This is a genomic window from Variovorax sp. 05T418 (assembly GCF_056396385.1).
Window position 1 is genome coordinate 117,504 of record NZ_JBFTLJ010000010.1, and the last position, 24,513, is coordinate 142,016.

General features: G+C 69.5%; 29 protein-coding genes. 6 read left to right on the forward strand and 23 right to left on the reverse strand.

The features are described 5' to 3' along the window. Positions 1-693: a histidine phosphatase family protein gene (locus AC1DMS_RS20470; protein ID WP_062365536.1), complete on the reverse strand. Its 693-nt coding sequence runs from the start codon at positions 691-693 to the stop codon at positions 1-3. A 107-nt stretch (positions 694-800) separates the two neighbouring features. On the opposite strand from AC1DMS_RS20470, the gene AC1DMS_RS20475 reads away from it, so the two are divergent. Next, complete coding sequence (locus AC1DMS_RS20475; RefSeq protein ID WP_062365535.1) at positions 801-1,520, forward strand: alpha/beta fold hydrolase; 720 nt, start codon at positions 801-803, stop codon at positions 1,518-1,520. On the opposite strand, the gene pcp is transcribed toward AC1DMS_RS20475, so the two are convergent. The 7 genes from pcp to AC1DMS_RS20510 all read right to left on the reverse strand — a co-directional run bounded on the left by pcp (position 1,508) and on the right by AC1DMS_RS20510 (position 6,521). Continuing rightward, the gene (gene pcp / locus AC1DMS_RS20480) at positions 1,508-2,167 is read right to left on the reverse strand and encodes a pyroglutamyl-peptidase I (protein WP_062365534.1); all 660 of its coding nucleotides are present in this window, start codon (positions 2,165-2,167) and stop codon (positions 1,508-1,510) included. The two genes, AC1DMS_RS20475 and pcp, sit on opposite strands and share 13 nt — an antisense overlap. 8 nt (positions 2,168-2,175) lie before the next feature. Continuing rightward, positions 2,176-2,916 carry a 5-oxoprolinase subunit PxpA gene (pxpA, locus tag AC1DMS_RS20485; RefSeq protein ID WP_015867135.1) on the reverse strand — a complete coding sequence of 247 codons (741 nt, stop codon included), beginning with the start codon at positions 2,914-2,916 and terminating at the stop codon, positions 2,176-2,178. Positions 2,917-2,986: 70 nt separating this feature from the next. Next, complete coding sequence (locus AC1DMS_RS20490) at positions 2,987-3,985, reverse strand: 5-oxoprolinase subunit C family protein (protein ID WP_062365533.1); 999 nt, start codon at positions 3,983-3,985, stop codon at positions 2,987-2,989. Next, entirely contained in the window at positions 3,982-4,629 is a 648-nt protein-coding gene (pxpB, locus tag AC1DMS_RS20495) for a 5-oxoprolinase subunit PxpB (RefSeq protein ID WP_062365532.1), read from the reverse strand. The genes AC1DMS_RS20490 and pxpB overlap by 4 nt, the downstream gene beginning before the upstream one ends. A 10-nt stretch (positions 4,630-4,639) precedes the next feature. Next, on the reverse strand, positions 4,640-5,143 hold the full coding sequence (gene coaD, locus AC1DMS_RS20500) for a pantetheine-phosphate adenylyltransferase (RefSeq protein WP_015867138.1): 504 nt from the start codon (positions 5,141-5,143) through the stop codon (positions 4,640-4,642). Between the two features lie 43 nt (positions 5,144-5,186). Beyond that, on the reverse strand, positions 5,187-5,855 hold the full coding sequence (locus AC1DMS_RS20505) for an RsmD family RNA methyltransferase (RefSeq protein ID WP_062365531.1): 669 nt from the start codon (positions 5,853-5,855) through the stop codon (positions 5,187-5,189). Between the two features lie 30 nt (positions 5,856-5,885). Continuing rightward, entirely contained in the window at positions 5,886-6,521 is a 636-nt protein-coding gene (locus tag AC1DMS_RS20510; RefSeq protein ID WP_062365530.1) for a LysE/ArgO family amino acid transporter, read from the reverse strand. Positions 6,522-6,602: 81 nt separating this feature from the next. Between AC1DMS_RS20510 and AC1DMS_RS20515 the strand changes: the two genes are divergently transcribed. Next, entirely contained in the window at positions 6,603-7,520 is a 918-nt protein-coding gene (locus AC1DMS_RS20515) for a LysR family transcriptional regulator ArgP (protein WP_062365529.1), read from the forward strand. A gap of 24 nt (positions 7,521-7,544) precedes the next feature. On the opposite strand, the gene AC1DMS_RS20520 is transcribed toward AC1DMS_RS20515, so the two are convergent. Both AC1DMS_RS20520 and AC1DMS_RS20525 read right to left on the reverse strand, forming a co-directional pair. Further along, entirely contained in the window at positions 7,545-8,891 is a 1,347-nt protein-coding gene (locus tag AC1DMS_RS20520) for a M16 family metallopeptidase (RefSeq protein WP_478181702.1), read from the reverse strand. A gap of 17 nt (positions 8,892-8,908) precedes the next feature. Beyond that, positions 8,909-10,366, reverse strand: coding sequence for a M16 family metallopeptidase (locus AC1DMS_RS20525; protein WP_374987734.1), 1,458 nt, complete (start codon positions 10,364-10,366; stop codon positions 8,909-8,911). Between the two features lie 29 nt (positions 10,367-10,395). Here AC1DMS_RS20525 and ftsY point away from each other — a divergent pair, with 29 nt between their 5' ends. Next, a complete protein-coding gene (ftsY, locus tag AC1DMS_RS20530) occupies positions 10,396-11,646 on the forward strand; it encodes a signal recognition particle-docking protein FtsY (protein WP_081247617.1) in 1,251 nt (416 codons plus the stop codon). Positions 11,647-11,670: 24 nt separating this feature from the next. On the opposite strand, the gene AC1DMS_RS20535 is transcribed toward ftsY, so the two are convergent. The 3 genes from AC1DMS_RS20535 to AC1DMS_RS20545 form a co-directional block, all read right to left on the reverse strand. Then, entirely contained in the window at positions 11,671-12,696 is a 1,026-nt protein-coding gene (locus tag AC1DMS_RS20535; protein WP_062365525.1) for a hypothetical protein, read from the reverse strand. A 149-nt stretch (positions 12,697-12,845) separates the two neighbouring features. Beyond that, complete coding sequence (locus AC1DMS_RS20540) at positions 12,846-14,624, reverse strand: hybrid sensor histidine kinase/response regulator (protein WP_062365524.1); 1,779 nt, start codon at positions 14,622-14,624, stop codon at positions 12,846-12,848. Between the two features lie 10 nt (positions 14,625-14,634). Continuing rightward, positions 14,635-15,348, reverse strand: coding sequence for a response regulator (locus tag AC1DMS_RS20545; RefSeq protein ID WP_062366006.1), 714 nt, complete (start codon positions 15,346-15,348; stop codon positions 14,635-14,637). 167 nt (positions 15,349-15,515) lie between these two features. Between AC1DMS_RS20545 and AC1DMS_RS20550 the strand changes: the two genes are divergently transcribed. Further along, the gene (locus AC1DMS_RS20550; protein ID WP_062365523.1) at positions 15,516-15,980 is read left to right on the forward strand and encodes an Mpo1 family 2-hydroxy fatty acid dioxygenase; all 465 of its coding nucleotides are present in this window, start codon (positions 15,516-15,518) and stop codon (positions 15,978-15,980) included. A gap of 147 nt (positions 15,981-16,127) precedes the next feature. Beyond that, a complete protein-coding gene (gene rpoH / locus AC1DMS_RS20555) occupies positions 16,128-17,069 on the forward strand; it encodes an RNA polymerase sigma factor RpoH (RefSeq protein ID WP_015867149.1) in 942 nt (313 codons plus the stop codon). A 47-nt stretch (positions 17,070-17,116) separates the two neighbouring features. Here rpoH and AC1DMS_RS20560 read toward each other — a convergent pair whose 3' ends face one another. From AC1DMS_RS20560 to AC1DMS_RS20585, 6 genes are read right to left on the reverse strand one after another with little or no spacing between them, the layout of a single operon-like run. Then, positions 17,117-17,956, reverse strand: a complete 840-nt coding sequence (locus AC1DMS_RS20560) for a DNA alkylation repair protein (protein ID WP_062365522.1) — start codon at positions 17,954-17,956, stop codon at positions 17,117-17,119. 10 nt (positions 17,957-17,966) lie between these two features. Then, positions 17,967-18,584, reverse strand: a complete 618-nt coding sequence (locus AC1DMS_RS20565; RefSeq protein ID WP_026284245.1) for an SCO family protein — start codon at positions 18,582-18,584, stop codon at positions 17,967-17,969. A gap of 28 nt (positions 18,585-18,612) precedes the next feature. Continuing rightward, complete coding sequence (gene cyoE / locus AC1DMS_RS20570) at positions 18,613-19,518, reverse strand: heme o synthase (protein WP_015867152.1); 906 nt, start codon at positions 19,516-19,518, stop codon at positions 18,613-18,615. Next, positions 19,515-20,741: a COX15/CtaA family protein gene (locus AC1DMS_RS20575; RefSeq protein ID WP_062365521.1), complete on the reverse strand. Its 1,227-nt coding sequence runs from the start codon at positions 20,739-20,741 to the stop codon at positions 19,515-19,517. Before AC1DMS_RS20575 ends, cyoE begins: the two co-directional genes overlap by 4 nt. A 6-nt stretch (positions 20,742-20,747) precedes the next feature. Then, complete coding sequence (locus AC1DMS_RS20580) at positions 20,748-21,431, reverse strand: hypothetical protein (RefSeq protein WP_062365520.1); 684 nt, start codon at positions 21,429-21,431, stop codon at positions 20,748-20,750. After that, positions 21,415-22,224: an SURF1 family protein gene (locus AC1DMS_RS20585; protein WP_062365519.1), complete on the reverse strand. Its 810-nt coding sequence runs from the start codon at positions 22,222-22,224 to the stop codon at positions 21,415-21,417. The genes AC1DMS_RS20580 and AC1DMS_RS20585 overlap by 17 nt, the downstream gene beginning before the upstream one ends. A 36-nt stretch (positions 22,225-22,260) precedes the next feature. On the opposite strand from AC1DMS_RS20585, the gene AC1DMS_RS20590 reads away from it, so the two are divergent. Further along, positions 22,261-22,482, forward strand: coding sequence for a twin transmembrane helix small protein (locus tag AC1DMS_RS20590; protein ID WP_015867156.1), 222 nt, complete (start codon positions 22,261-22,263; stop codon positions 22,480-22,482). A 74-nt stretch (positions 22,483-22,556) separates the two neighbouring features. Here AC1DMS_RS20590 and AC1DMS_RS20595 read toward each other — a convergent pair whose 3' ends face one another. From AC1DMS_RS20595 to AC1DMS_RS20610, 4 genes are all read right to left on the reverse strand, one after another. Next, entirely contained in the window at positions 22,557-23,438 is an 882-nt protein-coding gene (locus AC1DMS_RS20595; protein ID WP_062365518.1) for a cytochrome c oxidase subunit 3, read from the reverse strand. A gap of 70 nt (positions 23,439-23,508) precedes the next feature. After that, positions 23,509-23,718 carry a DUF2970 domain-containing protein gene (locus AC1DMS_RS20600; RefSeq protein ID WP_015867158.1) on the reverse strand — a complete coding sequence of 70 codons (210 nt, stop codon included), beginning with the start codon at positions 23,716-23,718 and terminating at the stop codon, positions 23,509-23,511. Next, positions 23,715-24,341, reverse strand: a complete 627-nt coding sequence (locus AC1DMS_RS20605) for a cytochrome c oxidase assembly protein (RefSeq protein ID WP_018906709.1) — start codon at positions 24,339-24,341, stop codon at positions 23,715-23,717. Before AC1DMS_RS20605 ends, AC1DMS_RS20600 begins: the two co-directional genes overlap by 4 nt. A gap of 28 nt (positions 24,342-24,369) precedes the next feature. After that, positions 24,370-24,495 (reverse strand): cytochrome oxidase small assembly protein, encoded by a 126-nt coding sequence (locus tag AC1DMS_RS20610; RefSeq protein ID WP_015867160.1) that lies wholly within the window; start codon positions 24,493-24,495, stop codon positions 24,370-24,372. Positions 24,496-24,513 lie beyond the last annotated feature (18 nt).

Genomic DNA, 24,513 nt, shown 5'->3' on the forward strand with positions numbered 1-24,513 from the left:
TCAGCTCTTCTTCAGATGCCGCCGCTGGTCGTAGGTCGGCTGCGGCGGCAGGTCGGCCAGGTGCCGCGTGTCGGCCCAGTCGAGGATCTCGATGGCGTCGGGCATGGCCGGGTCGGCAATGCGGATGCGGTTGAAGCCCGCGTTGGGAATGTCGCTCTGGCGCGGCCCGCTGAGGCTGAGCCCGCGCGCGGTGCGCCACACCATGTCGAGCACGCCGCCGTGCGTGACCACCACCAGCCGCTGCCCCCGGTGCGCAGCCGCCAGCGCGCCGATGGCCGCGACGATGCGCGTGTGGAATTCGCGCGCCGTTTCGCCTTCGGGCATGGCGTGGTCCTCGCGGAACTCCAGCCATTGCTCCCAGGCTCGCGGATGCAGCGCCTGGATCTCGTCGGCCCGCATGCCTTCGACAATGCCGAAATACTGCTCGCGCAAGCCCACCGACGTGACCACCGGCAGCGACAGCTGCTGCGCGGCCGGCGCGGCGGTCTGCTGCGCGCGCATGAGGTCGCTGCTGATGATGTGCTGCGCGGTGTCGCCCGCCAGCCGCAGCCCGAGGCGGCGCGCCTGCTCGTGGCCGATGTCGTTGAGCGGCACGTCGGCATGCCCCTGGAAGCGCAGCTCGCGGTTCCAGGCGGTTTCGCCGTGGCGGATCAGGATGAGTTCGGTCGCGGAGTCGGGTGAAGGCGTGGGCATGGACGCCCATTCTCCACTGCGTGCGTGACGCTCGGGACCTGGGTGGCGGCATCTGTTGCAGCGCCGCCACCTGCAGCTCGAACGGCGCCGCACTCGCCGCGCCGGCGATGGCGCAAAATCCGGCCATGCCCCACCTTGTCCTGCTGCCCGGCCTTGCCTGCGACGAGCGCATCTGGGAGGCCCAGCTTCCCGCGCTCGAGCCCCTGTTCGAAACGCGCGTGACCGATGCCCACATGCGGCACGACACCATCGAAGCCATGGCTGCGGCCGTGCTGCGCGAGAACCCCGGCCCGCTGCTGCTGTGCGGCGCGTCAATGGGCGGCATGGTCGCGATGGAAGCCGCGCGGCAGGCGCCCGAGCGCATCGCGGGGCTCGCGCTGCTGGGCACCAACGCACGGCCCGAGGCGCCCGAGATGTACGAGCTGCGCGAAAGCGCGATCGAACTGTTCGAGCGCGGCGAGCTGCGCGACGTGATCGAGCCCAATGTGGTGTTCGCCTTCCACCCCGCGCAGGCCGCCGATGAAGCGCTGGTGCAGCGCTACGTCGAGATCGTGCTGGACGCCGGCACGCAGCAGCTCATCACGCAGAACCGCGCGGTGATGCGGCGCCCCGACGCGCGCACCCACCTGCCCTCGCTGCGCGCGCCGGTGCTGCTGGTGTGCGGCGATACGGACCGGCTGACCCCGCCCGACTGCACGCGCGAGATCGCGGCGCTGGTGCCGCATGCCGAAGTGGTGTGGGTGCCGCAATGCGGCCACATGCTGACGATGGAGCAGCCCGCGTCCGTGAATGAGGCGCTGCTCGGCTGGCTCGCTCAGTGGAGCTGACCGCCGGTTTCGGCCACGTCCTTTTCAACGGCCAGCGCGGTCGCCACCGAGATGCGCAGCGCCTCGATCATGGTGGCCAGCGACATGCTCGGCACGCCGGGAAAGCGCGCCGCCTGCTCGGGCAGGTAGGGAATGTGGATGAAGCCGCCGCGCAGCCCGGCCGCCGGATGCATGGCGATGCGGTGCATCAGGCCGTAGAAGATGTGGTTGCAGACGAAGGTGCCGGCCGTGTTCGAGACCGCCGCCGGAATGCCGGCCGCACGCAGGTCGCGCACCATGGCCTTGATCGGCAGCGTCGAGAAATACGCGGCGGGCGCGCCGGGCACCACGGGCAGGTCGATGGGCTGGCGGCCAGCGTTGTCGGCAATGCGGCCGTCGTCGATGTTGATGGCCACGCGCTCGGGCGTGATCTCGGCGCGGCCGCCGGCCTGGCCGATGCACAGCACCAGCCGGGGCTGCAGTTCGTCCATCGCACTTGCGAGCACCTCGATGGCCTGGCCGAACACGCAGGGCATCTGGCGCGCATGCACGGTGGCGCGGCCGCACCGCCAGCCGTCGAGTGCGCGCACGGCCTCCCATGAGGGATTGAGGGCTTCGCGGTCGAACGGATCGAATCCGGTCAACAGGACATCGGTTCGCTGCGCCACGGCTTGAATCAGGCCATCGCGCGAACCGCGATGCCCTCTTGCTGCAGGCGCTCGCGAATGCGGCGCGCAAAGGCCAGCGCGTGGGCGCCATCGCCATGCAGGCACACGGTCTGGGCATTGACCGGCACGATGCTGCCGTCGATCGCCTTGACCTTGCGGTCGCGCACCAGCGAGAGCGTCTGGGCGAGGGACTGCTCCTCGTCCTCGATCAGCGCGCCGGGCTGGCTGCGCGGCACCAGGCTGCCGTCGGGCATGTAGCCGCGGTCGGCAAAAACCTCTTCGACCGGCGTGAGGCCGGCACGGCGCGCGGCGTCGATCATGCCGCTGCCCGCAAGGCCGAAGAAGCGGAGCGAGGGATCGAAGCGCCGCACCGCTTCGCAGAGTGCGTCGGCGAGTTCGGGCTCCTTCACGGCCTGGTTGTAGAGCTGGCCGTGCGCCTTCACGTGCGAGAGCTGGCCGCCCTCGGCCTTGGCGATCGCGGCCAGCGCGCCGACCTGGTAGAGCACGTTGGCCACGATCTCGTCGGGCGGCAGGTGCATGGTGCTGCGGCCGAAGTTCTCGCGGTCCGGAAAGCTCGGATGGGCGCCGATGGCCACGCCGTGCGCGATGGCCCAGCGCACGCATTGCCGCATGGTCTTGGCGTCGCCCGCATGCCAGCCGCAGGCGATGTTGGCCGAGCTCACGAGGCCGAGCAGCGCTTCGTCGCTGCCGGCGCCTTCGCCGAGGTCGGCATTCAGGTCGATTTGCATGGGGTGGGTTCCTTCTTCAAGACGGGCCGGCGCGTCGGGCCAGCCGGCGCGCCTGCGCTGCTCGCACAGTCTATGCCGGTCTCGTCCAGCCCGCTGCCGCCAGCCCTTGCGCGACCTGCGCAAGATAGCGCTGCTGCCCGGCCCAGGCCTCGAGCGCCGCGGCCATGTCGACCTGCACCAGCCGCAGTCGGCCGTCCAGCGGCGCCTGCGCGAGCTTCCACAGGTCGGCGCGGATCACCACGCCGATGCGCGGATAGCCGCCGGTGGTCTGCGCGTCGCCCATCAGGATGATCGGCTGGCCCGAGGGCGGCACCTGGATCGTGCCGGGAATGACGCCCGACGAGAGCATGTCGGCACTGCGCCGGCGCTTGAGCTCGGCGCCCGCGAGCCGGCTTCCCATGCGGTTGCTCTGCGCGGTGATGCGCCAGCGCTCGCTCCACAGCAGCGCCTGCGAGGCCACGGTGAACTGGTCGAACTCGGGGCCGGGCAAGACGCGCAGGGCGATGGCCGAATCGCTTTCCTCCGCTCCCCAGTCCGGACCGCGCAGGCCGAACGGGCGCCGCGCGAGCCGGGCGGCATCGAGCGCCGTGGCGCCCAGTGGGAGCCGGTCGCCCTTGCGCAATGCGCGTCCCTGGTGGCCGCCGAAGCCGGCCTTGAGGTCGGTGCTGCGCGAGCCGAGCACCGGCGGCACGTCGATGCCGCCCGCCACCGCGAGCCAGCTGCGCAAGCCGGCCTTCTTGGCGCCAGCCGCGTTGGCGCCCGCGAGCTTGAGCGTTTGCCCCGCCGCGACAGGCACGCTCCAGCAGGGCCAGAGCGGCGCGCCGTCGAGCCGGGCGCCAAAGCCGTCGCCCACCAGCGCGATGCGCGTGGCCGTCTCGAAGCGAATCTCGCAGCCGCCCATGGTGAGCTCGAGGCCGGCTGCACCGTCGGCATTGCCGACCAGCCGGTTCGCCAGTGTGAGCGCCAGCACGTCGAGCGCGCCGCCGGGGCAGATGCCGAGCTGGCGGTGCCCGTGCCGCCCCAGGTCCTGCACCGAGGCCAGCATGCCGGGCTTGTGCACCAGCATCATGTCTGCACGCTTTCGACGACGAAGCGCACGTGGTCGCCGGGGCGCAGCAGGGTCGGCGGCTCGGCCGACGGATCGAAGAGTTCGAGCGAGGTGCGGCCGATCAGCTGCCAGCCGCCCGGCGACACCAGCGGATAGATGCCGGTCTGCTCGCCGCCGATGCCGACCGAGCGCGCAGGCACCGCCGTGCGCGGCTCGGCGCGGCGCGGCGTGGCAAGCTCGGGCGGCAGCCCGCCCATGAAGGCGAAGCCGGGCAGGAAGCCCAGCAGGTAGACCACGTAGTCGGCCGCGCTGTGGCGCCGCACCACCTCGGCCGGCGTGAGTCCGGTGTGCGCCGCGACATCGGCAAGATCGGGGCCGTGCTCGCCGCCATAGGCCACCGGAATCTCCACCCGGCGGCCCTCGATGGCCGTGGCCGACAGCCGAGGCCAGGCCTCGTTCACGCGCGCCATCAATGCCTCGATATCGACCGCGGTCGGATCGAAGGTTAGCGTGAGGTTGTTCATGCCCGGCAGCACCTCGCCCACGCCAGCCCATTGCTGCACCTCGGCGCCCAGCGCCCAGATCTGCTGCTGCTGCGCCAGCGTGGCGGGCGGCGGCAGTTCGCAAAGCAGCGCCGCATCGCCCAGCGGATGCAGGCGCGGCAAGGGAAGCCGGCTACTCACGACCCAAGCTGCGCACCTTGGCTGCGAGCTGCTTCTCCACGTCGGGCGAGACGAACTTGTGGACCTCGCCACCGAGCATGGCGATCTCGCGCACGAAGGTGCTCGAGATGAACTGGTACTTGTCGCTCGGCGTGAGGAACACGGTTTCGACGTCGGGCATCAGCGAGCGGTTCATGCCCGCGAGCTGGAATTCGTAGTCGAAGTCGGTCACGGCGCGCAGGCCGCGCACCATGGCCTTGCCGCCGCGCGCCACCACGAAGTCGCGCAGCAGGCCCGAGAAGCTCTCGACCGTGACCTGGTCGCTGTAGGGCTTCACGGCCTCGCGCGCCATCTCGATGCGCTCCTGCAGGCTGAACAGCGCCTTCTTGTGATGGCCCGCCGCCACCGCGACGATGACCTTGGAGAAGAGCTGGGTTGCACGCCGCACCACGTCCTCGTGGCCGAGGGTGATGGGATCGAAAGTGCCGGGATAAACCGCGATCACGTTGCTGGCCATGGTTGCTTCTTCCTCATGCAGCCGGTGCGGCTTGTTCGGCGGATTATGCAGTCCCGTTTGCGGCCTGCCGCAGCAAGTGGGCGTGCACCGCCCCTGCCTTGAGGTAACGAAAACCAACAAGGCCGAGCGTGGCCAGCTCCTCGTCGCTCCAGCGGCGCGGTGCCTCCAGGTAGACGGCGCCCCCGCTTTTCATGGCGCGCGCGGCGGCCCGCAGCGAGGGTTCGTAGAGGGCGATGCTCTCGAAAGGCGGATCTAGAAAGACCGCATCCAGGCTGCCCGCCGGGGCGCGTTCGAGCGCGGTGAGCCCGCTGCCGCGCTCGATGCGCACGGCCTCGGCCGAGAGCTTGGCCTTGGCGGCCTGCAGCTGGGCCACCAGCGCGGCGTCCTGCTCGCAGAGCAGCACGCTCGCGGCGCCGCGCGATGCGGCTTCCAGGCCGAGCGCCCCGGTGCCTGCGAAGGCATCGACGCAGTGCCAGCCCGGCAGTTCGCCTCCGCCGGCACCCGCGATGCTCGCGAGCCAGTTGAACAGCGTCTCGCGCACGCGGTCGGGCGTGGGGCGAAGGCCCGGCTTGTCGGCCACCGAAAGGCGGCTGCGCTTCCATTGGCCACCGATGATGCGCACCTCGTGCGGCAGCGATTTCGATCGTGGCGACGGCGACGAGGGCGGCGTCGAAGGGGAGCGCCTGGCGGCTGCGGCTTTCTTCTGGGGCATGCGGCAAGCTTAACGCCGCCGCATGCGGGCTCAGGCCCCGAGCAAGGCCCGCCGCGCCAGCAGCGCGGCCAGCAGCAGCATCGTGCCGCCGATCAGCGCGTCGAGCATCTGCCAGGCGCGCGGCCGTGCAAACACCGGCGCCAGCCAGCGCGCACCGAAGCCCAGCGCCGAGAACCACAGTGCGCTCGCAACCGCGGACCCGGCGATGAACCAGGCCTTGAGTGCGCCGCCGTACTGGGCGCCGGTGCTGCCCACGAGCAGCACGGTGTCGAGGTAGACATGCGGATTCAACAGGGTGAAGCCCGCCGCCTGCGCCAGCACGGCGGTGCGCGAGAGCGAAACGCCCTGGGCCTTTGCCTGCAGCGCGCCGGGCTGCCGGGCACGCCACAGCGCGCGCAGCCCGTAGGCACCCAGGAACAGCGCGCCGAGGCCGGCGAGCGCGGTGGCCACCGCCGGCCGCCCTTTCAGTGCCTGCGCCATGCCTGCCACGCCGGCCGTGATCAGGATGGCATCGCTGGCCGCACAGAACAGCACCACGGCGCTCACATGCTCGCGCCGCAGCCCCTGGCGCAGCACATAGGCGTTCTGCGCGCCGATGGCGACGATGAGCACCAGGCTCATCAGGAACCCATTGACGAATGCGGCAGAGATTTGTTCGATCACCATGGCGCCAGCTTGCCGCTTCGTCTCTATTAATTCAAACTAAACTTCCTAAGCCATATTCAGTTTTTCTAATTCACGCGAACCATGCTCGACTACGCCGCCCTGAATGCATTGGCCGCCGTGGTGCGCGAAGGCAGCTTCGAGCGCGCGGCCCGCGCCCTCCACGTCACGCCCTCGGCCGTCTCGCAGCGCGTGAAGCTGCTCGAGGAGCGCACGGGCGGCGCGCTGCTGGTGCGCGGCCAGCCCTGCATCGCGACGGAAGCCGGGCAGCAGCTGTGCCGGCACATCGAACGCGTGGGCATGCTGGAACATGAGCTGCGCGAGGCGCTGCCCGCGCTCGGCATGGGCGGCCGCAGCGGCGAGGGAGCCGAGCGGGTCACGGTGCGGGTGGCAGTGAACGCCGACAGCCTGGCCAGCTGGTTCATGGCCGCTGCCGCCGCCTTTGCAAGGCAGGAAGAATCCGCCCTGCTCGACCTGACCGTGGACGACCAGGACCACACGGCCGAGCGCCTGCGCAGCGGCGCGGTGCTGGCGGCCGTCACCGCGCTCGCGCAACCGGTGGCCGGCTGCAACAGCGAGGCGCTGGGCGCCATGCACTACGTGGCCGCCGCAAGCCCGCAGTTCGTCGAGCGGTACTTCGCCAAGGGCGTGGGTGCGCGCACCCTGGCCCATGCGCCGAGCCTGGTGTTCGACCGCAAGGACCGGCTGCAGGCACGCTGGGTGCGGCGCATCTGCCACCGCAGCATCGAGACGCCGCGGCACTGGCTGCCCTCGGCCCAGGGTTTCGTCGAAGCGGCGCGCGCCGGCATGGGCTGGGGGATGCTGCCGGCCAGCATGGCGGCCGACGCAATGCGCACGGGCGCGCTGGTGGAGCTGGTGCCCGGCTCGGCGCTGCAGGTGCCGCTCTACTGGCAGCAGGCGCGCGCCGCGCCGCAACTGCTCGAGCGCCTCAAGGCCGCGGTGCGCGCAGCCGCCGCGAGCGGCGCGCACGCGCTGCGCTGAAAAACGCGGCCTCGGGACGCGGCCCTATTTGCCGCCCACCACCACCGTCACCATGCGTTCGGGCTGCAGCTTGCGCGCGAAGGCGGCCCGGACCTCGGCCGCCGTGACCGCGTCCATGCGCGCGGTCCAGGTGTCGAGATAATCGAGCGGCAGGTCGTGCCAGGCGATGTTGGCCACATTGCCGATGAGCTTGCGGTTGCTGTCCAGCAGCAGCGGGAAGCCGCCGATCAGGTTGTCCTTGGCAGCCTTGAGCTCGGCGGCGGTCGGGCCTTCGGCCACGAACCTGGCGAGCACGTCGCGCGAGACCTTCACCGCTTCCTCGGCCTGATCGGGGCGCGTCTGGAAACCGACGCGGAAGGCGCCGGCGTCCAGCCCCGGCGCGAAGCCGCTGTAGACGCTGTAGGCCAGGCCGCGCTTCTCGCGCACTTCGTTGGTCAGCCGCGAGACAAAACCGCCGCCGCCCAGCACGTAGTTGCCGAGCGTGAGCGCGAAATGGTCCGGATCCTTGCGCGGATAGCCGGGCTGGCCGATCAGCACGTGGGCCTGGGCCGAAGCGAAGGGAATGCGCTCGTCCTTGGGCGCGGTGAGCGCGGCCACCGGCGCAATCGCCGGGAGCGGCGTGCACGCCTCGGGCCCCGGCAGCCGGGAGAGCAGCGCGGTGGCCATGGCCTCGGCCTCGGCGCGGGTCACGGCGCCCACGATGCTGAGCTTGGCCCGGCACGGCACGATCAGCTCCTGGTAGCGCTGCCGCATGGCGGCGGTGTCGATGCGCGCGAGCGTGGCCTCGGTGACTTCCTGGCCGTAGGGATGGCCGCCGTAGACGGCCTTCGCGAAGGCGCGGCCCGCGATGGTTGCCGGCTTGGTGTTGGCCTCCTTCAGCGAGGCATTGATGCGCTCCCGCTCGCGCTGCCAGATGTCGTCGGGAAAGGCCGGCTCGCCGATCTCGCGCGAGGCCAGCGCCACCACCTTGGCGCGCAGCGCCGGGTCGGACAAGGTGCGCAGCGAGTAGCTGGCGCGGTCGGTGCCGGCGCTGGTGCCGAACTCGGCGCCCAGGTCGGCCCAGGCTTCGCCGAGCGCGTTCTCGTCGAGCGCCGGCTCGCCGTTCTTGCCGGCGCGCACGCCCTTCTCGACCATGGTCGCGGTTGCGCTGGCCAGGCCGGCCTGGCCGGCCGGATCGCGCCGGCTGCCGGCATCGAAATCGATCTGCACGTCGACGATGGGCAGCGCCTGGGTCGACACCAGGTAGATCTTGGCGCCGCTCGCGAGCGTCCAGTGCTCGATCGGCAGCGCGGCCTGTGCGGCGTTCAGGCCGGCGAAGGCCGTGGCGGCCGCGAACAGCGCGGAGCGCAGGATTTTTGTCATGGGGGTCATTGAAGAATCCGGGCCTTTCAGTGCAGTTCGCCCTGCGGGGCGGCAAAACCGCGGCCGCGCGGCCTGGCTTCGAGCGGCAAGGGGCGCAGCGTGGCCACGGTGAGCTGGTCGTCGCCGAAGTACTTGGCGGCCACGGCCTGTACCTGGGCCGGCGTCACGGCCTGCAGCTTCGCGACGATGCGCGCGCTGGTGTCCAGCGGCAGTCCCTGCACCCAGTTGCTGCCGAGTTCGCGGGCCTGCGCCATCACGGAGTCGCGCTTGTAGGTTTCGCTGGCCACCCACTGCGTCTTGACGCGCGCGAGTTCGGCTTCGCTCACGCCCTCCTTCGCGACGCGCGCCACCTGGGCGCGCAGCGCCGCCTCCACCGCTTCGGCGCTCTTGCCGTGGGCCGGCACGCCCACCAGCGTGAACAGCTGCGGCCCGCGGCCGGCCAGGCCCGAGTAGGCGCTGGCCGAATCGGCCACGCGGTCGGGGCCCTGGGTCAAGGCACGGTCGAGCCGTGCACCCGTGTAGCCGTCGAGCACGGCCGACAGCACTTCGAGCGCCCACACGTCGCTGTCCGCGGCATCGATGCTTTCCAGCTGCGGAATGCGGAACGCGAGCGACACGTAGGCCTGCTCGGCCGGCGCCTTGAACTCGATGCGGCGGATGCCGCGCTGCGCGGGCTCGGTGCGCGGCTTGCGCGCGGGCACGGCGCGCGCGGGAATGCTGCCGTAGTACTTCTCGGCCAGCGCACGCACCTGGGCCACGTCGACATCGCCCACCACCACCACGGCGGCATTGGCGGGCACGTACCAGTGGCGGAAGAAGGCGCGCGCGTCGTCGGGCGTCATCGCGTCGAGGTCGCTCATCCAGCCGACCACGGGGCGGTGGTAGGGCGAGGCCGTGAACACGGCCGCGTTCTGCTGCTCGCCGAGCAATGCGCGCGGCTGGTCTTCGGTGCGCAGGCGCCGTTCTTCCTTGACCACCTCGATCTCGCGCTTGAACTCGTCGTCGGACCACTGGTTGTTGGCGAAGCGGTCCGATTCGAGTTTCATGACCTGCTCCAGGCTGGCCACGGGAATCTGCTGGTAGTAGCCCGTGTAGTCGCGCGTGGTGAAGGCGTTCTCCTGGCCGCCCAGCGCCGCCACGCGGCGCGAGAACTCGCCGGGCTTGATGTCCTTGGTGCCCTTGAACATCATGTGTTCGAGCACGTGGGCCACGCCCGAGGTGCCGTCGACCTCGTCCACCGAGCCCACGCGCACCCAGAGCATCTGCACCGCGGTGGGCGCGCGCCGGTCGGGCTGCACCAGCAGCGTCATGCCGTTGGCCAGGGTGAATTGCCGGGGTGCGGATGCGGCCGCGGCGGCAGCGTCGGAGGGAGCGGCGGTGGGAACCGGTGTGGGCTGGGCCTGCGCAGGCATGGCCCACAGCGCGCAAAGCGCCATTGCCAGCACCGCACCGGACGCAGCACGGCGTGGCGAGGGGTGTTTCATAGAATGGGTCGGATTGTAAAAAGCTCCCGATGTTCAGTTTCTTCAAGAAAAAACCGCCTGCCGAAGCCCCGGCCGCGCCGGCGCCCTCACCGGCCGCCGAGCCGGCCCCTGCGCCCGAGCCCGCGCCTGAGCCCGCTGCCGCACCCGCGCGCTCGGTGTTCTCTCCGTCGAGCTGGTTCGGCTCGAAGCCTGCCGCGGAGGAAGCGGCGCCTCCGCCTGCAGCGCCCCCGGTGGCGCCTCCTCCGCCGCCACCCGCGGTTGCGCCACCCGCCGCACCCGTGCCTGCACCAGCACCAGCACCAGCACCAGCACCTGCACCTGCACCTGCGCCGGTGCCCGCTCCCGCTCCCGCCGTCCTCATCGAAGCCGCCATGCCCGCCGAGCGCAAGGGCTGGTTCGACAAGCTCAAGACCGGCCTGCGCAAGACCGGCACCGGCATCCAGGCCGTGTTCGTCAACGCGCAGATCGACGAAGCGCTGTACGAGGAGCTCGAATCGGCTCTGCTGATGGCCGATGCCGGCGTCAAGGCCACCGAATACCTGCTCGACGACCTGCGCGGCCGCGTCAAGCGCCAGATGGCAACCGATGCGGCGCAAGTGAAACGGCTGCTGGCCGATGCCATCACCGACCTGCTCCAGCCGCTCGAAAAACCGCTGGTGATCGGCCAGTTCACGCCGACGGTGATCATGGTGGCGGGCGTCAACGGCGCCGGCAAGACCACCTCGATCGGCAAGCTCACCAAGCACCTGGCCAGCGAAGGCGCCTCAGTGCTGCTGGCCGCGGCCGACACCTTCCGCGCGGCGGCGCGCGAGCAGCTGCTGGTCTGGGCCGACCGCAACACGGTCGAGATCGTGAGCCAGGAAGGCGGCGACCCGTCGGCCGTGAGCTTCGACGCAGTCACGGCCGGCAAGGCGCGCGGCAAGGACGTGGTGCTGGTCGACACCGCCGGCCGGCTGCCGACGCAGCTGCACCTGATGGACGAGCTCAAGAAGATCAAGCGCGTTGTCACCAAGGCCGACGCCACCGCGCCGCACGAGGTGCTGCTGGTGATCGACGGCAACACCGGGCAGAACGCCCTGGCGCAGGTCCGGGCCTTCGACGAGACGCTGGGCCTCACCGGCCTGGTGGTGACCAAGCTCGACGGCACGGCCAAGGGCGGCGTGCTCTGCGCCATTGCGCGCGAGCGGCCGATCCCGGTCTACTTCATCGGCGTGGGCGAGAAGCTGGAAGACCTCGAGACCTTCAACGCGCGCGAGTTCGCGCTGGCGCTGCTGGGCTGACGCGCCGGCAGCGGCCGCCCGCCCTCAAAAACCGAAGAGCGAGCGGGTGTCGCAGAGAAAGCCGCTGCAGTTGGCAGGCTTGACGTAGAGCGTCCTGATCTGGCCGCTCGGCAGGCCGTAGTCGCCCACCAGCGCGTTGCCCTTGGCGCCCTCGGCGTTCGCCTGCGCGATGTAGTCCGCGCTGTTGGCCGCGGGCTGCAGGCTCTGGTAGCTGAACGTGGCCGCTTGCGACAGGTCTTTCTCGTAGAGCAGTTTCAGGCCGTCCGAGAAGACGTAGCCGGTCTTGAACCGGAAGCCCTGGGCGCCCTTCGCCTCGAACTGGGCCAGGAAGTCGGAGTCGCTGCCGGGCTGGTCCAGCGCTTCATAGCCGTAGGTGGCATTGCCTTGCGCGTCCTTTTGGAAGACCAGCACCGTGGCTCCGCCGATCATGTACGCGCCGCCGACGCTGTAGTAGCCGTTGCCGCCCTGCGCATTGATCAGCGACAGGTAGGCGGCGCTGTCGGCGGGTGCCGCCTGCACGGCATAGGTGTAGGTCGATGCCGAGCCGTTGTCCTTGCGGTAGAGCGTGCGGATCTGGCCGCCGACCACGTATGGCCCGCCCCACTTGAAACCCCGGGCGCCCTGGGCGTTGAGTTGGGCCTGCAGGTCCGCCGTGGAGCCGGTGTCCGGCAGCAGTTCGAAGGCGTAGGTGGTGCCGGCATCCTTCACGTAGGCCTCGACGACCTCCGTGCTGGTCGGGCTCGTGGGGAAGGCCAGGCCGCTGAAGAAGCGGAAGGCCCTGGCGCCCTGGGCATTGAGTTGGTCGAGAAACGCCGAAGCGTCGGCGGCGGGCGGCAGCGCCTCGTACATGAAGGTGCGGGTGGCCGGGGCGGGTGCCGGGGCCGGGGCCGGGGCGGGTGCCGGGGCCGGCGCGGGTGCAGGAGGCGGCGGAACCCCGTTGCCCCAGCCAACCGGCAAGCCACCACCGCCTCCTCCACCCCCGCCGCCGCATGCCGCGAGGGCCAGCATGGTGGTGGTTGCGATTGCTACCGCTGCAAACTTGAATCTCATTCGGAATCCTCCCTGATCAATGTGTGTGTGCGACCCAGGGAAGGTACGTCCGGGGGGCTGACGGCCACCAGTGCCGAAAGTCATGACATCGCCGGCTAACGCCCCGGCAATTACCAGCCACACATTCGAAAGTATTCGATTCCGAGCCGCTAAGCGCTTGCCGCTCGGGCCATCATCCGGAACAGCGAATCGGCGGCCACCGGCTTGAACAGCACCGGAATCCCGGATTCCCGCACGCGCTGCAGCCTGTCGGGAGAGGTTTCGCCGGTGATCAGCAGCAAGGGAATCGTGGGCCCGCCCTGCCGCCGGCCGCTCAGGCGCAGGCCCACGTCCAGCCCATCGACGCCATCGGCCAGCCGGTAGTCGCACATCAGCAGGTCGAAAGGCCGCCTTTCGCTGCTCGCCTGCTGCAAGGCGGCGGCAGCGGCGGCTTCGTCCGCGACGGCGAGCGCGTCGATCGAATGCGAGCGCAGCAGGCCCGTCATGGCTTCGCGGATTTCGGATTCGTCGTCCAGCAGCAGCACCCGCGCGGGCAGTGCCGGGGCCGCTCGCCCGGGCCGTTTTTCCTGCCGCGGCGCCGCAGCCTCGGGCAGGAAAGGTCCGGCCAGCGCGCCCGCCTGCGGCGCAACGGCCGGCAGCACCACGCGGAAATGGGTGCCGCGCCCGAGCCGCGAGTGCATCTGCACCGGATGGCCCAGCAGGTGCGAGAGCCGCTGCACGATCGACAGGCCGATGCCCAGCCCCCTCGAGCGGTCGCGCCCCGGATTGTCGATCTGGTAGAACTCCTCGAAGATCCGGTTCGACTGCTCGGGCGCAATGCCGATGCCGGTGTCCCGCACCTCGATCCACACGAACTCCCCGCGTTCGCGAGCCGTCACGGTCACTCCGCCGCGCGCGGTGTACTTGAGGGCGTTGTCCAGCAGGTTGGACAGCATCCGATGCAGCAGCTGAGGGTCGCTGCGCACCCACAACCCGCTGGCGCGCACGCGCAGCTGCAGCTGCTTTTGTTCGGCCTGGGCCGAGAAGGTGTGGTTGAGCGGCAGGAACAAGGCATCGAGCTGGACGGCCTGGCGCACGGGCGTGACCACGCCGGCGTCCAGCCGCGAGATGTCCAGCATGATGTCGAGCGAGGCGCCCAGGGCATTGACGGCGCGCATCAGGCGCTGCGCGTTGAGCTCCTCCGGACGGCCGCGCAACTCGTTCTCGAGCGCGGCGCCGAACAGCGCAATGGCATGCAGCGGCTGGCGCAGGTCATGGCTGGCGCTGGCCAGGAAGCGGGTCTTTTCCCGGCTGGCGCGCTCGGTGGCGGCAATCTGCTCTTCCAGCCGCACGGCCAGGGCTTCCTTCTCGAAGCGCAGGACCAGCGAATCCGCCAGCAGCCTGTGCTCCTGCACGCCGACGCGCAGCATGAGAAACAGGTAGATCGAGGCGAAGGCCGCGAGAAAGAGATGGATGGAGTCGCGCTGCCACGCCAGCGCAACGATCAGCCCGCCCATCATGGGCAGCGTGTGGCCGAACAGCGCTGCCTGGAGCGGCCGCAGCGACTGCACGGCCCGGGCGCAGTTGCCCATCATCACCACCATCAGCGCGGCAGTGACCGGCAGGTTGCCCGCGGGCACGAAGATCCACGGCGCCAGCGCATCGGCAAACCCCAGCAGGGTCACGATGCGGGTGATCCTGCGCGCCCACCAGGCGCTGTCCGCCGCCGGAACCGACGGATTCCAGCGCGGCGTGAAGTACATGCCCAGGTACAGCGTCAGGTGCAGCACGACGAAGGGCAGCACCATCGGGTCGCCCAGCTGCAGGTACATGAATGCACCGAGCACCAGCACGAAGACGACGCGGGCCAGGAAGGTGGCGTTGTAGTTGAAATAGACCGACGCCACGTGTTCGCGCAGCACGCGCTGGTTCAGCGGCGTGTCGGCCATGCGCGGCGGCTCAACGCAGGCTGCTGATCAGCTGCGCACGCGAACGCACGCCGAACAGCAGCAGGATGGTCGATACGTGGTTCTTCACCGTGCCTTCGCTCAGGTTCGCGAGCTGGGCGATCTCCTTGTTCGCCTTGCCGTCGAGCACCCATTGCAACACCTGCATCTGGCGCGGCGTGAGCTCCTGCCAGGCGCTGGCCCGGGCCGATTCGGCGTAGCCGCCGGGCGCCTTCGGCATGGCGGCGGAAGGGGAAGCTTCAGGCGCGCCGGGCTCGAGCAGGCCGCAGGCGCGGATGAATCCCACCACCTCCTTCAGGTCCGCCGACTTCGGAAGAAAGGCGCTCGCGCCCAGCGCCACCGCGCCCTGCGCAAGCGAGGTGTTGCCGGTGCCCGACAGCACCACGATGCGGGCGGACGGGTGGCGCAGGCGGAATTCCGCGAGGCCGCTCAGGCCGTGGGTGTCGGGCAGCGCCAGATCCAGCAGCACCAGGCGGATCGACTCGCGGTGCCTGTCGTACAGCGCCAGCGCCTCGGCCGCGCTGGCGGCCTCGAAGACCTCGATGCTCGCCCCCGAGGAGGCGGTCTGCGCCTCGATCAGCGCACGCACGCCGAGCCGCAGCAAGTCGTGGTCGTCCACCACCAGGATGGCACCCGGCGCCCGCGCGGGGATGCCGCTCGCCAGAAGCGGCGGCGGCGGGTTGGAGGAAGATTCGAGCGAAGGCACGCGGTCGATCTTAGCGACGCGCCCGGCGCGCAACAGTGCACTAAGTCATGGGGTAGCCGCCGTTCCGGGGCATCGCTTGCTCTTGTTTTAATAGCACTTGCCATCCCCTGCGCGCGGGAGCACCATGCGCTACCCGCCGCACCGAACGGCGTTTGGAGACAACAACCATGATGCACACCGCCGATGCCCCGCTGGCAGCGGGCGAGCGCAAGGTCGACCGGCTGCTGGCCCACTATGGCGAAAGCCACCGCCATCCGATCAACGAGCTGATTCACTTCGCCGCGATCCCGGCCATCATGCTGAGCCTCGTCGGCCTGCTGTTCGCGTTGCACCCGTGGGCCGCCTACCTCTTCGTGGCGGCCAGCCTGGTCTACTACGCCCTGCTCCGCTCCCCTGCGTTCCTGCTCGCCATGCTGGCCGGCACGGCCCTGGTGCTGGCGCTGGTCCATGCGATGGGGAGCCTTGTACTGCCGGTTTCCGCCGCCATCTTCGTGGTGGCGTGGATCTTCCAGTTCATCGGCCACAAGATCGAAGGCAGGAAACCTTCTTTCTTCGAAGACATCCAATATCTTTGGGTGGGGCCGCTGTTCGTACTCTCGAAGCTGTTTTTGCGCCTCGGTATCCGCTGGTGATTCCCAGGGTCGGACGCCGCCGCAGGCCGGATCGCCGTCCGGCTGACAACTTTGGCTATCGGTGCGATAGAAACTTAGGGGGAACCCTTGGCTTAGCACTCCCTCCAATCGAGTGCTAATATGGCCAATACAAAGGAGTTTCCCCTGATGACCACGCTGTCTGGAGCCTCTGCCAACCAGCTCGCCGTCGCCAATCCATGGTCGATGGTGCCGCCGCTGGGCAACCTGGATGCTTATATTTCGGCCGCCAACCGCCTGCCGATGCTCACGCTCGAAGAAGAGCAGGGCTTCGCACGCCGTTTGCGCGACCACAACGACCTCGAAGCGGCCGGTGCGCTGATCCTCTCGCACCTGCGCCTCGTGGTGTCCATTTCGCGCCAATACCTGGGCTACGGGCTGCCTCACGGCGACCTGATCCAGGAAGGCAACGTCGGCCTCATGAAGGCCGTGAAGCGCTTCGACCCCGACCAGGGCGTGCGGCTCGTGAGCTACGCCATGCACTGGATCAAGGCCGAGATCCACGAGTACATCCTGAAGAACTGGCGCATGGTCAAGGTCGCGACGACCAAGGCCCAGCGCAAGCTGTTCTTCAACCTGCGCTCGATGAAGCAGGGCTTCAAGGCCGACTCGGCCGCGGCCGACAACGGCACGCACCGCGACACGCTGAGCCCCGACGAGGTGTCGCAGATGGCGACCCGGCTCAACGTCAAGCCTGAAGAAGTGCTGGAAATGGAAACCCGCCTGTCGGGCGGCGACGTGCTGCTCGATCCGGGTCCGTCGGACGACGGCGACGAGGCCTTCGGCCCGATCGCCTACCTGGCCGACGCCACGCAGGAACCCACCGCCCTGCTCGAGTCGCAGCAGCGCGACCGGCTTTCGAGCGACGGCATTGCCACCGCGCTCGAAGCGCTGGACGACCGCAGCCGCCGCATCGTCGAAGAGCGCTGGCTCAAGGTCAACGACGACGGTTCGGGCGGCATGACGCTGCACGACCTGGCGGCGGTGTACGGCGTGAGCGCCGAGCGCATTCGCCAGATCGAAGTCGCGGCCATGAAGAAGATGAAGAAGGCGCTGGCCGACTACGCCTGAGCCCTCTGAGCTTCACCCGAACAAGCCCGGCCGCGTGCCGGGCTTTTTCATGCCTGTTTGGCCAGCGTGCGCAGCGCCCGCCTGGCAATGTAGCGGGTGGCCGGTGTGTCCGACTCGGCCACCCAGCGCGCGCAGAGCCGGTCGACCCACTCGGGCTGGGTCTTGCTCGCGTCGTTGAGCCAGTTGGCCACCGAATTCTGCACATAGCGGCTGGCGTCGGCTCGCAGCGGCGCGAGGAGCGGCAGCGCGCGCCAGGGCTCGGCCTTGAGCGCGTCGATCTGCGCGCACCAGACGCCGCGCGGGCGCGTGAGCTCGCTGGCAAAGCGGCGGATGTTCGGATCGGCATCGGCCGTCCACGGCTGCAGCAGCGCGAGCGACTCGTCGAGCGAGGCGATGACCGCGTCGCGCACCGCCATCCAGGCGATTTCCCGCACGCCGAAGTGCGGATCGGCGGCAAAACGCCGCACCGCCTCCAGCTGCGCCGCCAGCGGCAGGCCCGAAAGCGTGACCCACTGCGCGGCCCAGCAGCGCGCGACGTCGCTCGCGTGCGTGGCCAGCCGGTGGGCGACGGCGTCGCGCTCGGCATGCAGCGCCGCCAGGTCGTAGAGCGCGCGGGCAATGTGGCCGTGCCGCTGCATCGGCTTGAATGCGCCGAGCATGGCGATGGTGTCGGCCAGCCGCTCGCTGGCCGGATCGAGCCCGATGTGGGCCGCCACGCTACGCGCGAGCCGCGGCAGCTCGAGCGCCAAGAATTCGTTGAGGTTGACGGTCTCGAGCAGCCCGTCGTTGAGCGCGCGCAGCACCTCGGGCGGAATGAGTGCGATGCGGAAGGCGCCCCGGCGCGCCTTCAGGTGCTCGACGGAGGCCAGGGCAAGGGCGGCGTCCATGGGCGCGCGGTCAGGACTTGAGCAGCGCCTTCACGTCCGACACCATCGGCGCCACGCCGGCGCCATAGCGCGCGTAGAGCCGCAGCCGGCCGTCGGTGTCGTAGACGAAGCTGGCGGCCGAATGGTCCATCGAGTAGCTCGTGGGAGTCTTGCCCTCGACCTTCTTGAAGTAGACCTTGAAGTCCTTGGCGACCTGGGCGAGCTGGTCGGCCGTGGGAATCAGCGCGACGAAGCCCGGGTCGAACGCGCCCATGTAGGCCTTGAGCACCTCGGGCGTGTCGCGCGCCGGGTCGACCGTGACGAACAGCACCTGCAGCTTGTCGCCATCGCTGCCGAGCTGCTGCTTGACCTGCGCCATCTCGGTCATGGTGGTGGGGCAGACGTCGGGGCACTGCGCGTAGCCGAAGAACAGCACGACCACCTTGCCCTTGAAATCGGCCAGCGTGCGCAGCTTGCCGTCGGCATCCTTGAGCGAGAAGTCGCGGGCATAGTCGGCGCCCGTGATGTCGACCGCATTGAAGCTGGGCTTGGCTTCGCTGCAGGCCGAAAGACCGAGGCCCAGGGTGGCGGCCATGGCGGCCCATCCCGCACCGCCGGCAATCAGTTGGAGGGCATTTCGCTTGTTCATGGGCACGGGCATTCGGTCAGTCAATCAATCAGCGGAGGTAATGGTCGACGAGCAGCGCCGCGAACAGCACGCTCAAATGGATCAGCGAGAACCGGAAGGTCTTGCGCGCCAGCGCATCGGAGTAGTTGCGCCAGAGGGCGAAGGCATAGCCCGTGAAGCCGATGCTCACGCCCACCGCCACCGCCAGGTAGAGCCAGCCGCTCATGCCGTAGATGAAAGGCATGAGGCAGGCCGCGAACAGGATGAAGGTGTAGAGCAGCACCTGCAGCCGCGTGAACTCGTTGCCGTGCGTGACGGGCAGCATCGGCAGGCCGGCCTTGCGGTAGTCCTCGACGCGGTAGAGCGCCAGCGCCCAGAAGTGCGGCGGCGTCCACAGGAAGATGATCAGGAACAGGATCAGCGCCTCGGGGCCCACGTCGCCGGTCATTGCGGCCCAGCCCAGCACCGGCGGCATCGCGCCCGAGGCGCCGCCGATCACGATGTTCTGCGGCGTCAGCGGCTTGAGGATCACGGTGTAGATCACCGCATAGCCGACGAAGGTGGCAAAGGTCAGCCACATGGTGAGCGGGTTGACCTGGAACCAGAGCAGCGCAGAACCGGCCGCGCACAGCAGCGCCGAGAACACCAGCGCCTGCAGGTCGCTGAGCTGCCCGCGCGCCGTGGGGCGCCAGGCGGTGCGCTTCATCTTGGCGTCGATGCCCTTCTCGACCAGGCAGTTGAACGCCGCCGCCGCGCCCGCCACCAGCCAGATGCCGATGCAGGCCAGCACGGCGCGCTGCACGTCGGCCCACGAGGGCAGCCCGGGCACGGCCAGCACCATGCCGATGAGGGCGCAGAAGACGATCAGCTGCACCACGCGCGGCTTGGTCAGCGCATAGAACTGGCGCAGCACGTTGGCGGTGCTTGTCTGCTGCACGGAAATCGGCGTGCTCACGCGGCGGCCTCCCTCTGGTTGTTGTGTGGGGCGCCGGGCGCCTTGTCCGTATCGTGTGCGGTCGCGGTCGCGGCCACGGCCACGCGGCGGCTCTCGCACAGCGCCCATGTCAGCACCACGGCCAGCGCCGCGGCGCCCCCGGTGTGCAGGACCGCGGCGACCAGCGGCCAGCCGAGCAGCACGTTGCCGAGGCCGGTGGCCAGCTGCAGCAGCGCGAGTCCCGCGAGCCAGCGCGCCTGCGGCCGCAGCGGCGGCGTGCGGCGCAGCTGCCACGCGAGCACGCCCAGCGCGGCGAACACGGCGTAGGCCATCAGCCGATGCACGTAGTGGATGGCGGTGAGCGCGGAAAAATCGAGCGGCACGCCGCTGCCGGTCACGCCCAGGTGGCGCCAGATCTCGAAGCCCTGGGCAAAATTCATCGGCGGCCACCAGCTGCCTTGGCAGGTCGGGAACTGGGTGCAGGCCAGCACCGCATAGTTGGTGCTGACCCAGCCGCCGAGCGCGATCTGCAGCAGCAGCAGGGCCGAGGTGGCGATCAGCCCGCTGCGCAGCGCAGGCGACACCGGCGTGGGCAGGCGGTCGGCGGCGGCCTGCCGGTAGCGCACCGCCTGGATGCACAGCAGCACCAGCAGCACCACGGCGCCCAGCAGGTGCAGCGTGACGATCGCTGGAAAGAGCTTCCAGGTGACCGTGAGCGCGCCGAATGCGCCCTGCAGGCAGACCCAGGCCAGCGTGAGCGCGGGCCACCAGGCGCTGAGCGTGGCGTGCTCGCCGTCCGCCGGCGCGGGCGGCATGCGGCGCTGGCGCCGCCGCACGGCCCAGGTGGCGCCCGCCAGCGCGAGGATCAGCACACCGACGCCGGTGGCCAGGTAGCGGTGCACCATCTCGACCCAGGCCTTGCTGTGCGTGACGGGGCCGGTCGGCTGGGCCGACTGCGCCATGGCGATCTCGTGGCGCGCGCCCACCGGGCTCGCGTTGCCGTAGCAGCCCGGCCAGTCGGGGCAGCCCAGGCCCGAATCGGTGAGCCGGGTGAAGGCGCCGAACAGCGTGAGGTCGAAGGTGAGGAACAGCGTCAGCACGGTGAGCGCATGCAGCCGGCGCGCCGGACCGGCGCCCGCGTTGCGGCGCCACACCCACACCAGCGGGCCGAGCGCGATCAGCACGCCGGCAGCCATCAGCCAGGCGACGGGGGTGAGGTCGTAGAGCGAGCCGGTGTCCATCATGCGGTGCTAGCGGCCGGGCTCGTCCCAGGAGGCGGAGGCGCGCAGCAGGCGGTCGAGGTCGCGCTTGGCGCGGCTCGCGCCCGCGGCGTCCATGCGGGCCGGAAATCGCATCATCCAGTTGCCCATCGGATCGACCACGTACAGGTGCTCGGCCAGCCCGTGGCCCGGGGCGGGCGCGAGCCACTTGGCCAACTGCTCGGCCGGCACGCGCAGCACGGTGGCGCCGCGCAGGCCGTTGTCCAGCCGCGCCGGAACCGGCGCCGCATCGCTCACGAGCCAGACGCGGTCGAGCCGGTCCTTCTCGCGGCCCAGGCTCTCGCGCAGCTGGCGCTGCAGGTAGAGCTGCTGTTCGCAGAGCGCGTCGCAGGCCGCATCGGCCACGGCCACCAGCAGCCACTGGCCCTTGAGCGTGGCCAGGTCGACCGGCGCGCCGCTGCGGTCCGTGGTGGCGAGCACAGGCAGCGTGCGCTGCGGATCGATGAGCTCGCCGTAGACGCTGCGCCCCTCGGGCCGGATCACGTAGTAGGTGAAGTACGACGCGATGACGGGCGCGGCGCACATCAGCATCACGGCAATCATCTTCCAGCGCCCGGCCACCGTGCGGCGGCCCTCGGCACCGTCGAGCGCCTGGTTGGGCGACGGCATCGAGTGCACCGTCAGGCCCAGCGGTTCGTCAGAGGCTGCGTTCATCGCGTGCGCGGCGCCTCGAGCGGCGGTAGGGGGAAATGATTTGGAACCAGACATAGAGGATGACCACGAGGGCCGAAAGCCCGAACCACTGGAATGCATAGCCGTAGTGCTTCTCCAGACCCAGAGCGGGGGCCGGCCAGTCGCGCTGCAACCCCTCGGAAGCGGGGCCGGCCTGCTGCAGCGACACGTCGGTTCGCAGCGGCAGCTTGGTTTCGGCGCGGAACGCTTCCAGGTCGAGATTCTGCCGGATGGGCGAAGACCCCGCGGATTCCGGTGCCGAGGCGGCCGCGGCCGGCTTGCCGAGCTCGAACAAGTGGCCCGGCGGCGGCTCGATCAGGCCCGTGACTTCGACGATGCCCGGCGGCGTCTCGACCGCGCCCAGCTGCGTGCGGTCGTTGAAGTTGCGCTGCACCCAGCCGCGCTGGATCATCACGGCCTGGTCGCTGCCTTCCAGCGCGAACGGCGTCAGCACGTAGAAGCCCGGCACGCCATGCATCTGCCGGTTGTCCAGGTAGACCGTCTGTGGCGTCAGCCAGAGGCCGCGCAGCCGCACCGGCCGGTGCAGCTCGCCGGCCGGCGCCTCGAGCGCCAGGAACTCGGCCTGGGCCAGCGGCGGCTTCTGCTTCTGGGCCTCGATCTCGGCCTGCAGCGCCTCCTTCTGCGCGGCGCGCGACAGCTGCCAGCGGCCCAGCGACACCGTGGCGCAAAGGGCCAGCACGGCGGCCAGCGTGACCAGCAGGAAGCGGCCCCGCCTGGGCCTCTGGCGGGCGGAATGAAGGGGTTCCGGCGTCACTGGAGTGGATGAGGCGTGCGGCCGATAATCGGGGTCATGAAATATTTCGTCGCCCTGGTTTTCGTGGGCATCTTCGCGAGCCTTGCCTTTGCGCTCTTCTACATGCTGAAAGACGGGCGCAACGGGCGCGCCAAGAGCGGCGGCATGGCGCGCGCCCTCACCTTTCGGATCGGCCTGTCGGTGTTTTTGTTCCTCTGCATGCTGCTGGCCTGGAAATTCGGCTACATCCAGCCCACCGGGCTCCCGCTCGGCAAGTAGATGGTGCTCGTTCCACGAGAACCATGAAAAAGGCGCCTTCCGGCGCCTTTTTTTCTGCATGCCGCGGGGGTCGCTCAAAGCCAGTACACCAGCATGTAGAGGCCGAGCCACACCACGTCGACGAAGTGCCAGTACCAGGCCGCGCCCTCGAAGCCGAAATGGCGCTCCGGCGTGAAGTGGCCCTTCTGCAGGCGCAGCGTGATGAACAGCAGCATCAGCATGCCGATGAACACGTGCAGGCCGTGGAAGCCGGTCAGCATGAAGAAGGTCGAGCCGTAGGCGCCGGAGCTGAGCTTGAGGTTCAGCTCGGTGTACAGGTGGTGGTACTCGTAGCCCTGCACGCCCAGGAACAGCACGCCGAGCAGCACGGTGAGCCACATGAAGCGGATGGTCTGGGCACGATGGCCGGCACGCAGCGCGTGGTGGGCAATGGTGAGCGTCACGCCCGAGCTCAGCAGCAGCGCGGTGTTGATCGTGGGCAGCCAGAACGGGCCGACGGTCTGGAAGGGCTCGACGATGTCGGCCGGCGAACCGGTGGCGCCGGCTGCAACGCTGGGCCACACGGCCTTGAAGTCGGGCCAGAGCAGCGCGTTGTCCAGGCTGCCGAGCGCCGGCAGCGAATGGGTGCGGGTCCACCACAGCGCGGTGAAGAAGGCACCGAAGAACATCACTTCGGAGAAGATGAACCAGCTCATGCTCCAGCGGAACGAGAGGTCGATCTTGTGGCCGTACTGGCCGCTTTCGCTTTCGCCGATGGCGGTGCGGAACCACACGAACAGCGTGGCGAGCCACCCGACCATGCCCGCCAGCAGGGACCAGGCGCCCCACTGGTGGCCGTTGATCCATTGGGCCGCGCCGAGAATCACGAAGAACAGGCCGGTCGCAGCCATGACCGGAAAGGCCGATGGCCCCGGCACGAAGTAGTAGGGCGTGGCGCCGTGGGTGGTTGAACTCATATCAGCTCCTGGCTTTCTTTCTTCTCTCGATTCGATGGGTTCTGGATGTCGTGGGCCATGCGGACCGGGCTCAGGGCGCAACCACGTAGCGCACCAGCAGCACCAGGCCGACGATGAAAACGATGACCGCTGCAAAGGCCACCGCGATGATGTGCAGCGGGTTCAGCTTGGCCAGGTCGTCCTGGTAGGCGCTTTTCTTGCGCACCCCGAAGAACGACCAGCACACGGCCTTCACCGTGTCCCACAGCGTGGCCTTGGGCGGCGTGTTCGGTGCGGTCACGAACGGGGCTCATGGGCAGCATTCGAAACAGCGGCCACCGGGGCCGCGGGCGTCTTGCCGCCGACTTCGAAGAAGGTGTAGGACAGCGTGATGGTCTTCACGTCCCTGGAGATCTTCGGGTCGATCACGAAGGCGACGGGCCACTGCTTCTTCTCGCCCGGGTCGAGCGTGTACTGGTTGAAGCAGAAGCACTCCAGCTTGTTGAAGTACGGCGCGGCCTGCTGCGGCGCATAGCTCGGGATGGCCTGCGCCGCCATGCGGCGGTTCTGCACGTTCTGGAATTCGTAGACCACGGTGTTGAGCTGGCCGGGGTGCACCTGAATCGTCCGCTCGGCGGGCTTGAAGTCCCAGAGGGCACCGCGCACGTTGGAGTCGAACTCGACCGTGATGGTGCGCGTGGTGTCGACCTGCGTGTTGTCGGGCACGCGCACGTTCTTGCCGCCGCTTGCGCCCCCCGGCACCTCGAGTTCGCTGAGCGCGAGGATGTTGATGCCGGTCATTTCGCAGATGGCGCGGTACAGCGGCACCAGGGCATAGCCGAACGCGAACATGCCGCAGGCCACCACGGCCAGCTTGCCGACCATGCGGACATTGGCGCGCTTGATGCGTTGACCGAGGCTCATGATGCGGGCGGCTCCGTTGGCTCGTGCTTCAGCGTCCGCTGAACCAGATCATGCGGACCAGGAATCCGAGAAAGAACAGCACGGCGATGGAGGCCAGCGTGAGCCCCATGCGGCGGTTGTTCCTTTTCTGTTCGGGCGTGGTCATCGTGGTCATGCAAGCCGGCGGCCGGTG

Excerpts from the sequence above, each read along its gene's own strand:
- AC1DMS_RS20515 (WP_062365529.1), top strand. The coding sequence starts at position 6,603 with ATGCTCGACTACGCCGCCCTGAATGCATTGGCCGCCGTGGTGCGCGAA.
- AC1DMS_RS20575 (WP_062365521.1), bottom strand. The coding sequence starts at position 20,741 with ATGATGGACACCGGCTCGCTCTACGACCTCACCCCCGTCGCCTGGCTG.
- AC1DMS_RS20595 (WP_062365518.1), bottom strand. The coding sequence starts at position 23,438 with ATGAGTTCAACCACCCACGGCGCCACGCCCTACTACTTCGTGCCGGGG.
- AC1DMS_RS20550 (WP_062365523.1), top strand. The coding sequence starts at position 15,516 with ATGATGCACACCGCCGATGCCCCGCTGGCAGCGGGCGAGCGCAAGGTC.
- rpoH (WP_015867149.1), top strand. The coding sequence starts at position 16,128 with ATGACCACGCTGTCTGGAGCCTCTGCCAACCAGCTCGCCGTCGCCAAT.
- AC1DMS_RS20475 (WP_062365535.1), top strand. The coding sequence starts at position 801 with ATGGCGCAAAATCCGGCCATGCCCCACCTTGTCCTGCTGCCCGGCCTT.
- AC1DMS_RS20470 (WP_062365536.1), bottom strand. The coding sequence starts at position 693 with ATGCCCACGCCTTCACCCGACTCCGCGACCGAACTCATCCTGATCCGC.
- AC1DMS_RS20560 (WP_062365522.1), bottom strand. The coding sequence starts at position 17,956 with ATGGACGCCGCCCTTGCCCTGGCCTCCGTCGAGCACCTGAAGGCGCGC.
- AC1DMS_RS20610 (WP_015867160.1), bottom strand. The coding sequence starts at position 24,495 with ATGACCACGATGACCACGCCCGAACAGAAAAGGAACAACCGCCGCATG.
- AC1DMS_RS20520 (WP_478181702.1), bottom strand. The coding sequence starts at position 8,891 with ATGACCCCCATGACAAAAATCCTGCGCTCCGCGCTGTTCGCGGCCGCC.
- AC1DMS_RS20535 (WP_062365525.1), bottom strand. The coding sequence starts at position 12,696 with ATGAGATTCAAGTTTGCAGCGGTAGCAATCGCAACCACCACCATGCTG.
- ftsY (WP_081247617.1), top strand. The coding sequence starts at position 10,396 with ATGTTCAGTTTCTTCAAGAAAAAACCGCCTGCCGAAGCCCCGGCCGCG.
- AC1DMS_RS20590 (WP_015867156.1), top strand. The coding sequence starts at position 22,261 with ATGAAATATTTCGTCGCCCTGGTTTTCGTGGGCATCTTCGCGAGCCTT.
- AC1DMS_RS20565 (WP_026284245.1), bottom strand. The coding sequence starts at position 18,584 with ATGAACAAGCGAAATGCCCTCCAACTGATTGCCGGCGGTGCGGGATGG.
- AC1DMS_RS20580 (WP_062365520.1), bottom strand. The coding sequence starts at position 21,431 with ATGAACGCAGCCTCTGACGAACCGCTGGGCCTGACGGTGCACTCGATG.
- AC1DMS_RS20505 (WP_062365531.1), bottom strand. The coding sequence starts at position 5,855 with ATGCCCCAGAAGAAAGCCGCAGCCGCCAGGCGCTCCCCTTCGACGCCG.
- AC1DMS_RS20525 (WP_374987734.1), bottom strand. The coding sequence starts at position 10,366 with ATGAAACACCCCTCGCCACGCCGTGCTGCGTCCGGTGCGGTGCTGGCA.
- coaD (WP_015867138.1), bottom strand. The coding sequence starts at position 5,143 with ATGGCCAGCAACGTGATCGCGGTTTATCCCGGCACTTTCGATCCCATC.
- AC1DMS_RS20510 (WP_062365530.1), bottom strand. The coding sequence starts at position 6,521 with ATGGTGATCGAACAAATCTCTGCCGCATTCGTCAATGGGTTCCTGATG.
- AC1DMS_RS20540 (WP_062365524.1), bottom strand. The coding sequence starts at position 14,624 with ATGGCCGACACGCCGCTGAACCAGCGCGTGCTGCGCGAACACGTGGCG.
- AC1DMS_RS20490 (WP_062365533.1), bottom strand. The coding sequence starts at position 3,985 with ATGATGCTGGTGCACAAGCCCGGCATGCTGGCCTCGGTGCAGGACCTG.
- pxpA (WP_015867135.1), bottom strand. The coding sequence starts at position 2,916 with ATGCAAATCGACCTGAATGCCGACCTCGGCGAAGGCGCCGGCAGCGAC.
- AC1DMS_RS20605 (WP_018906709.1), bottom strand. The coding sequence starts at position 24,341 with ATGAGCCTCGGTCAACGCATCAAGCGCGCCAATGTCCGCATGGTCGGC.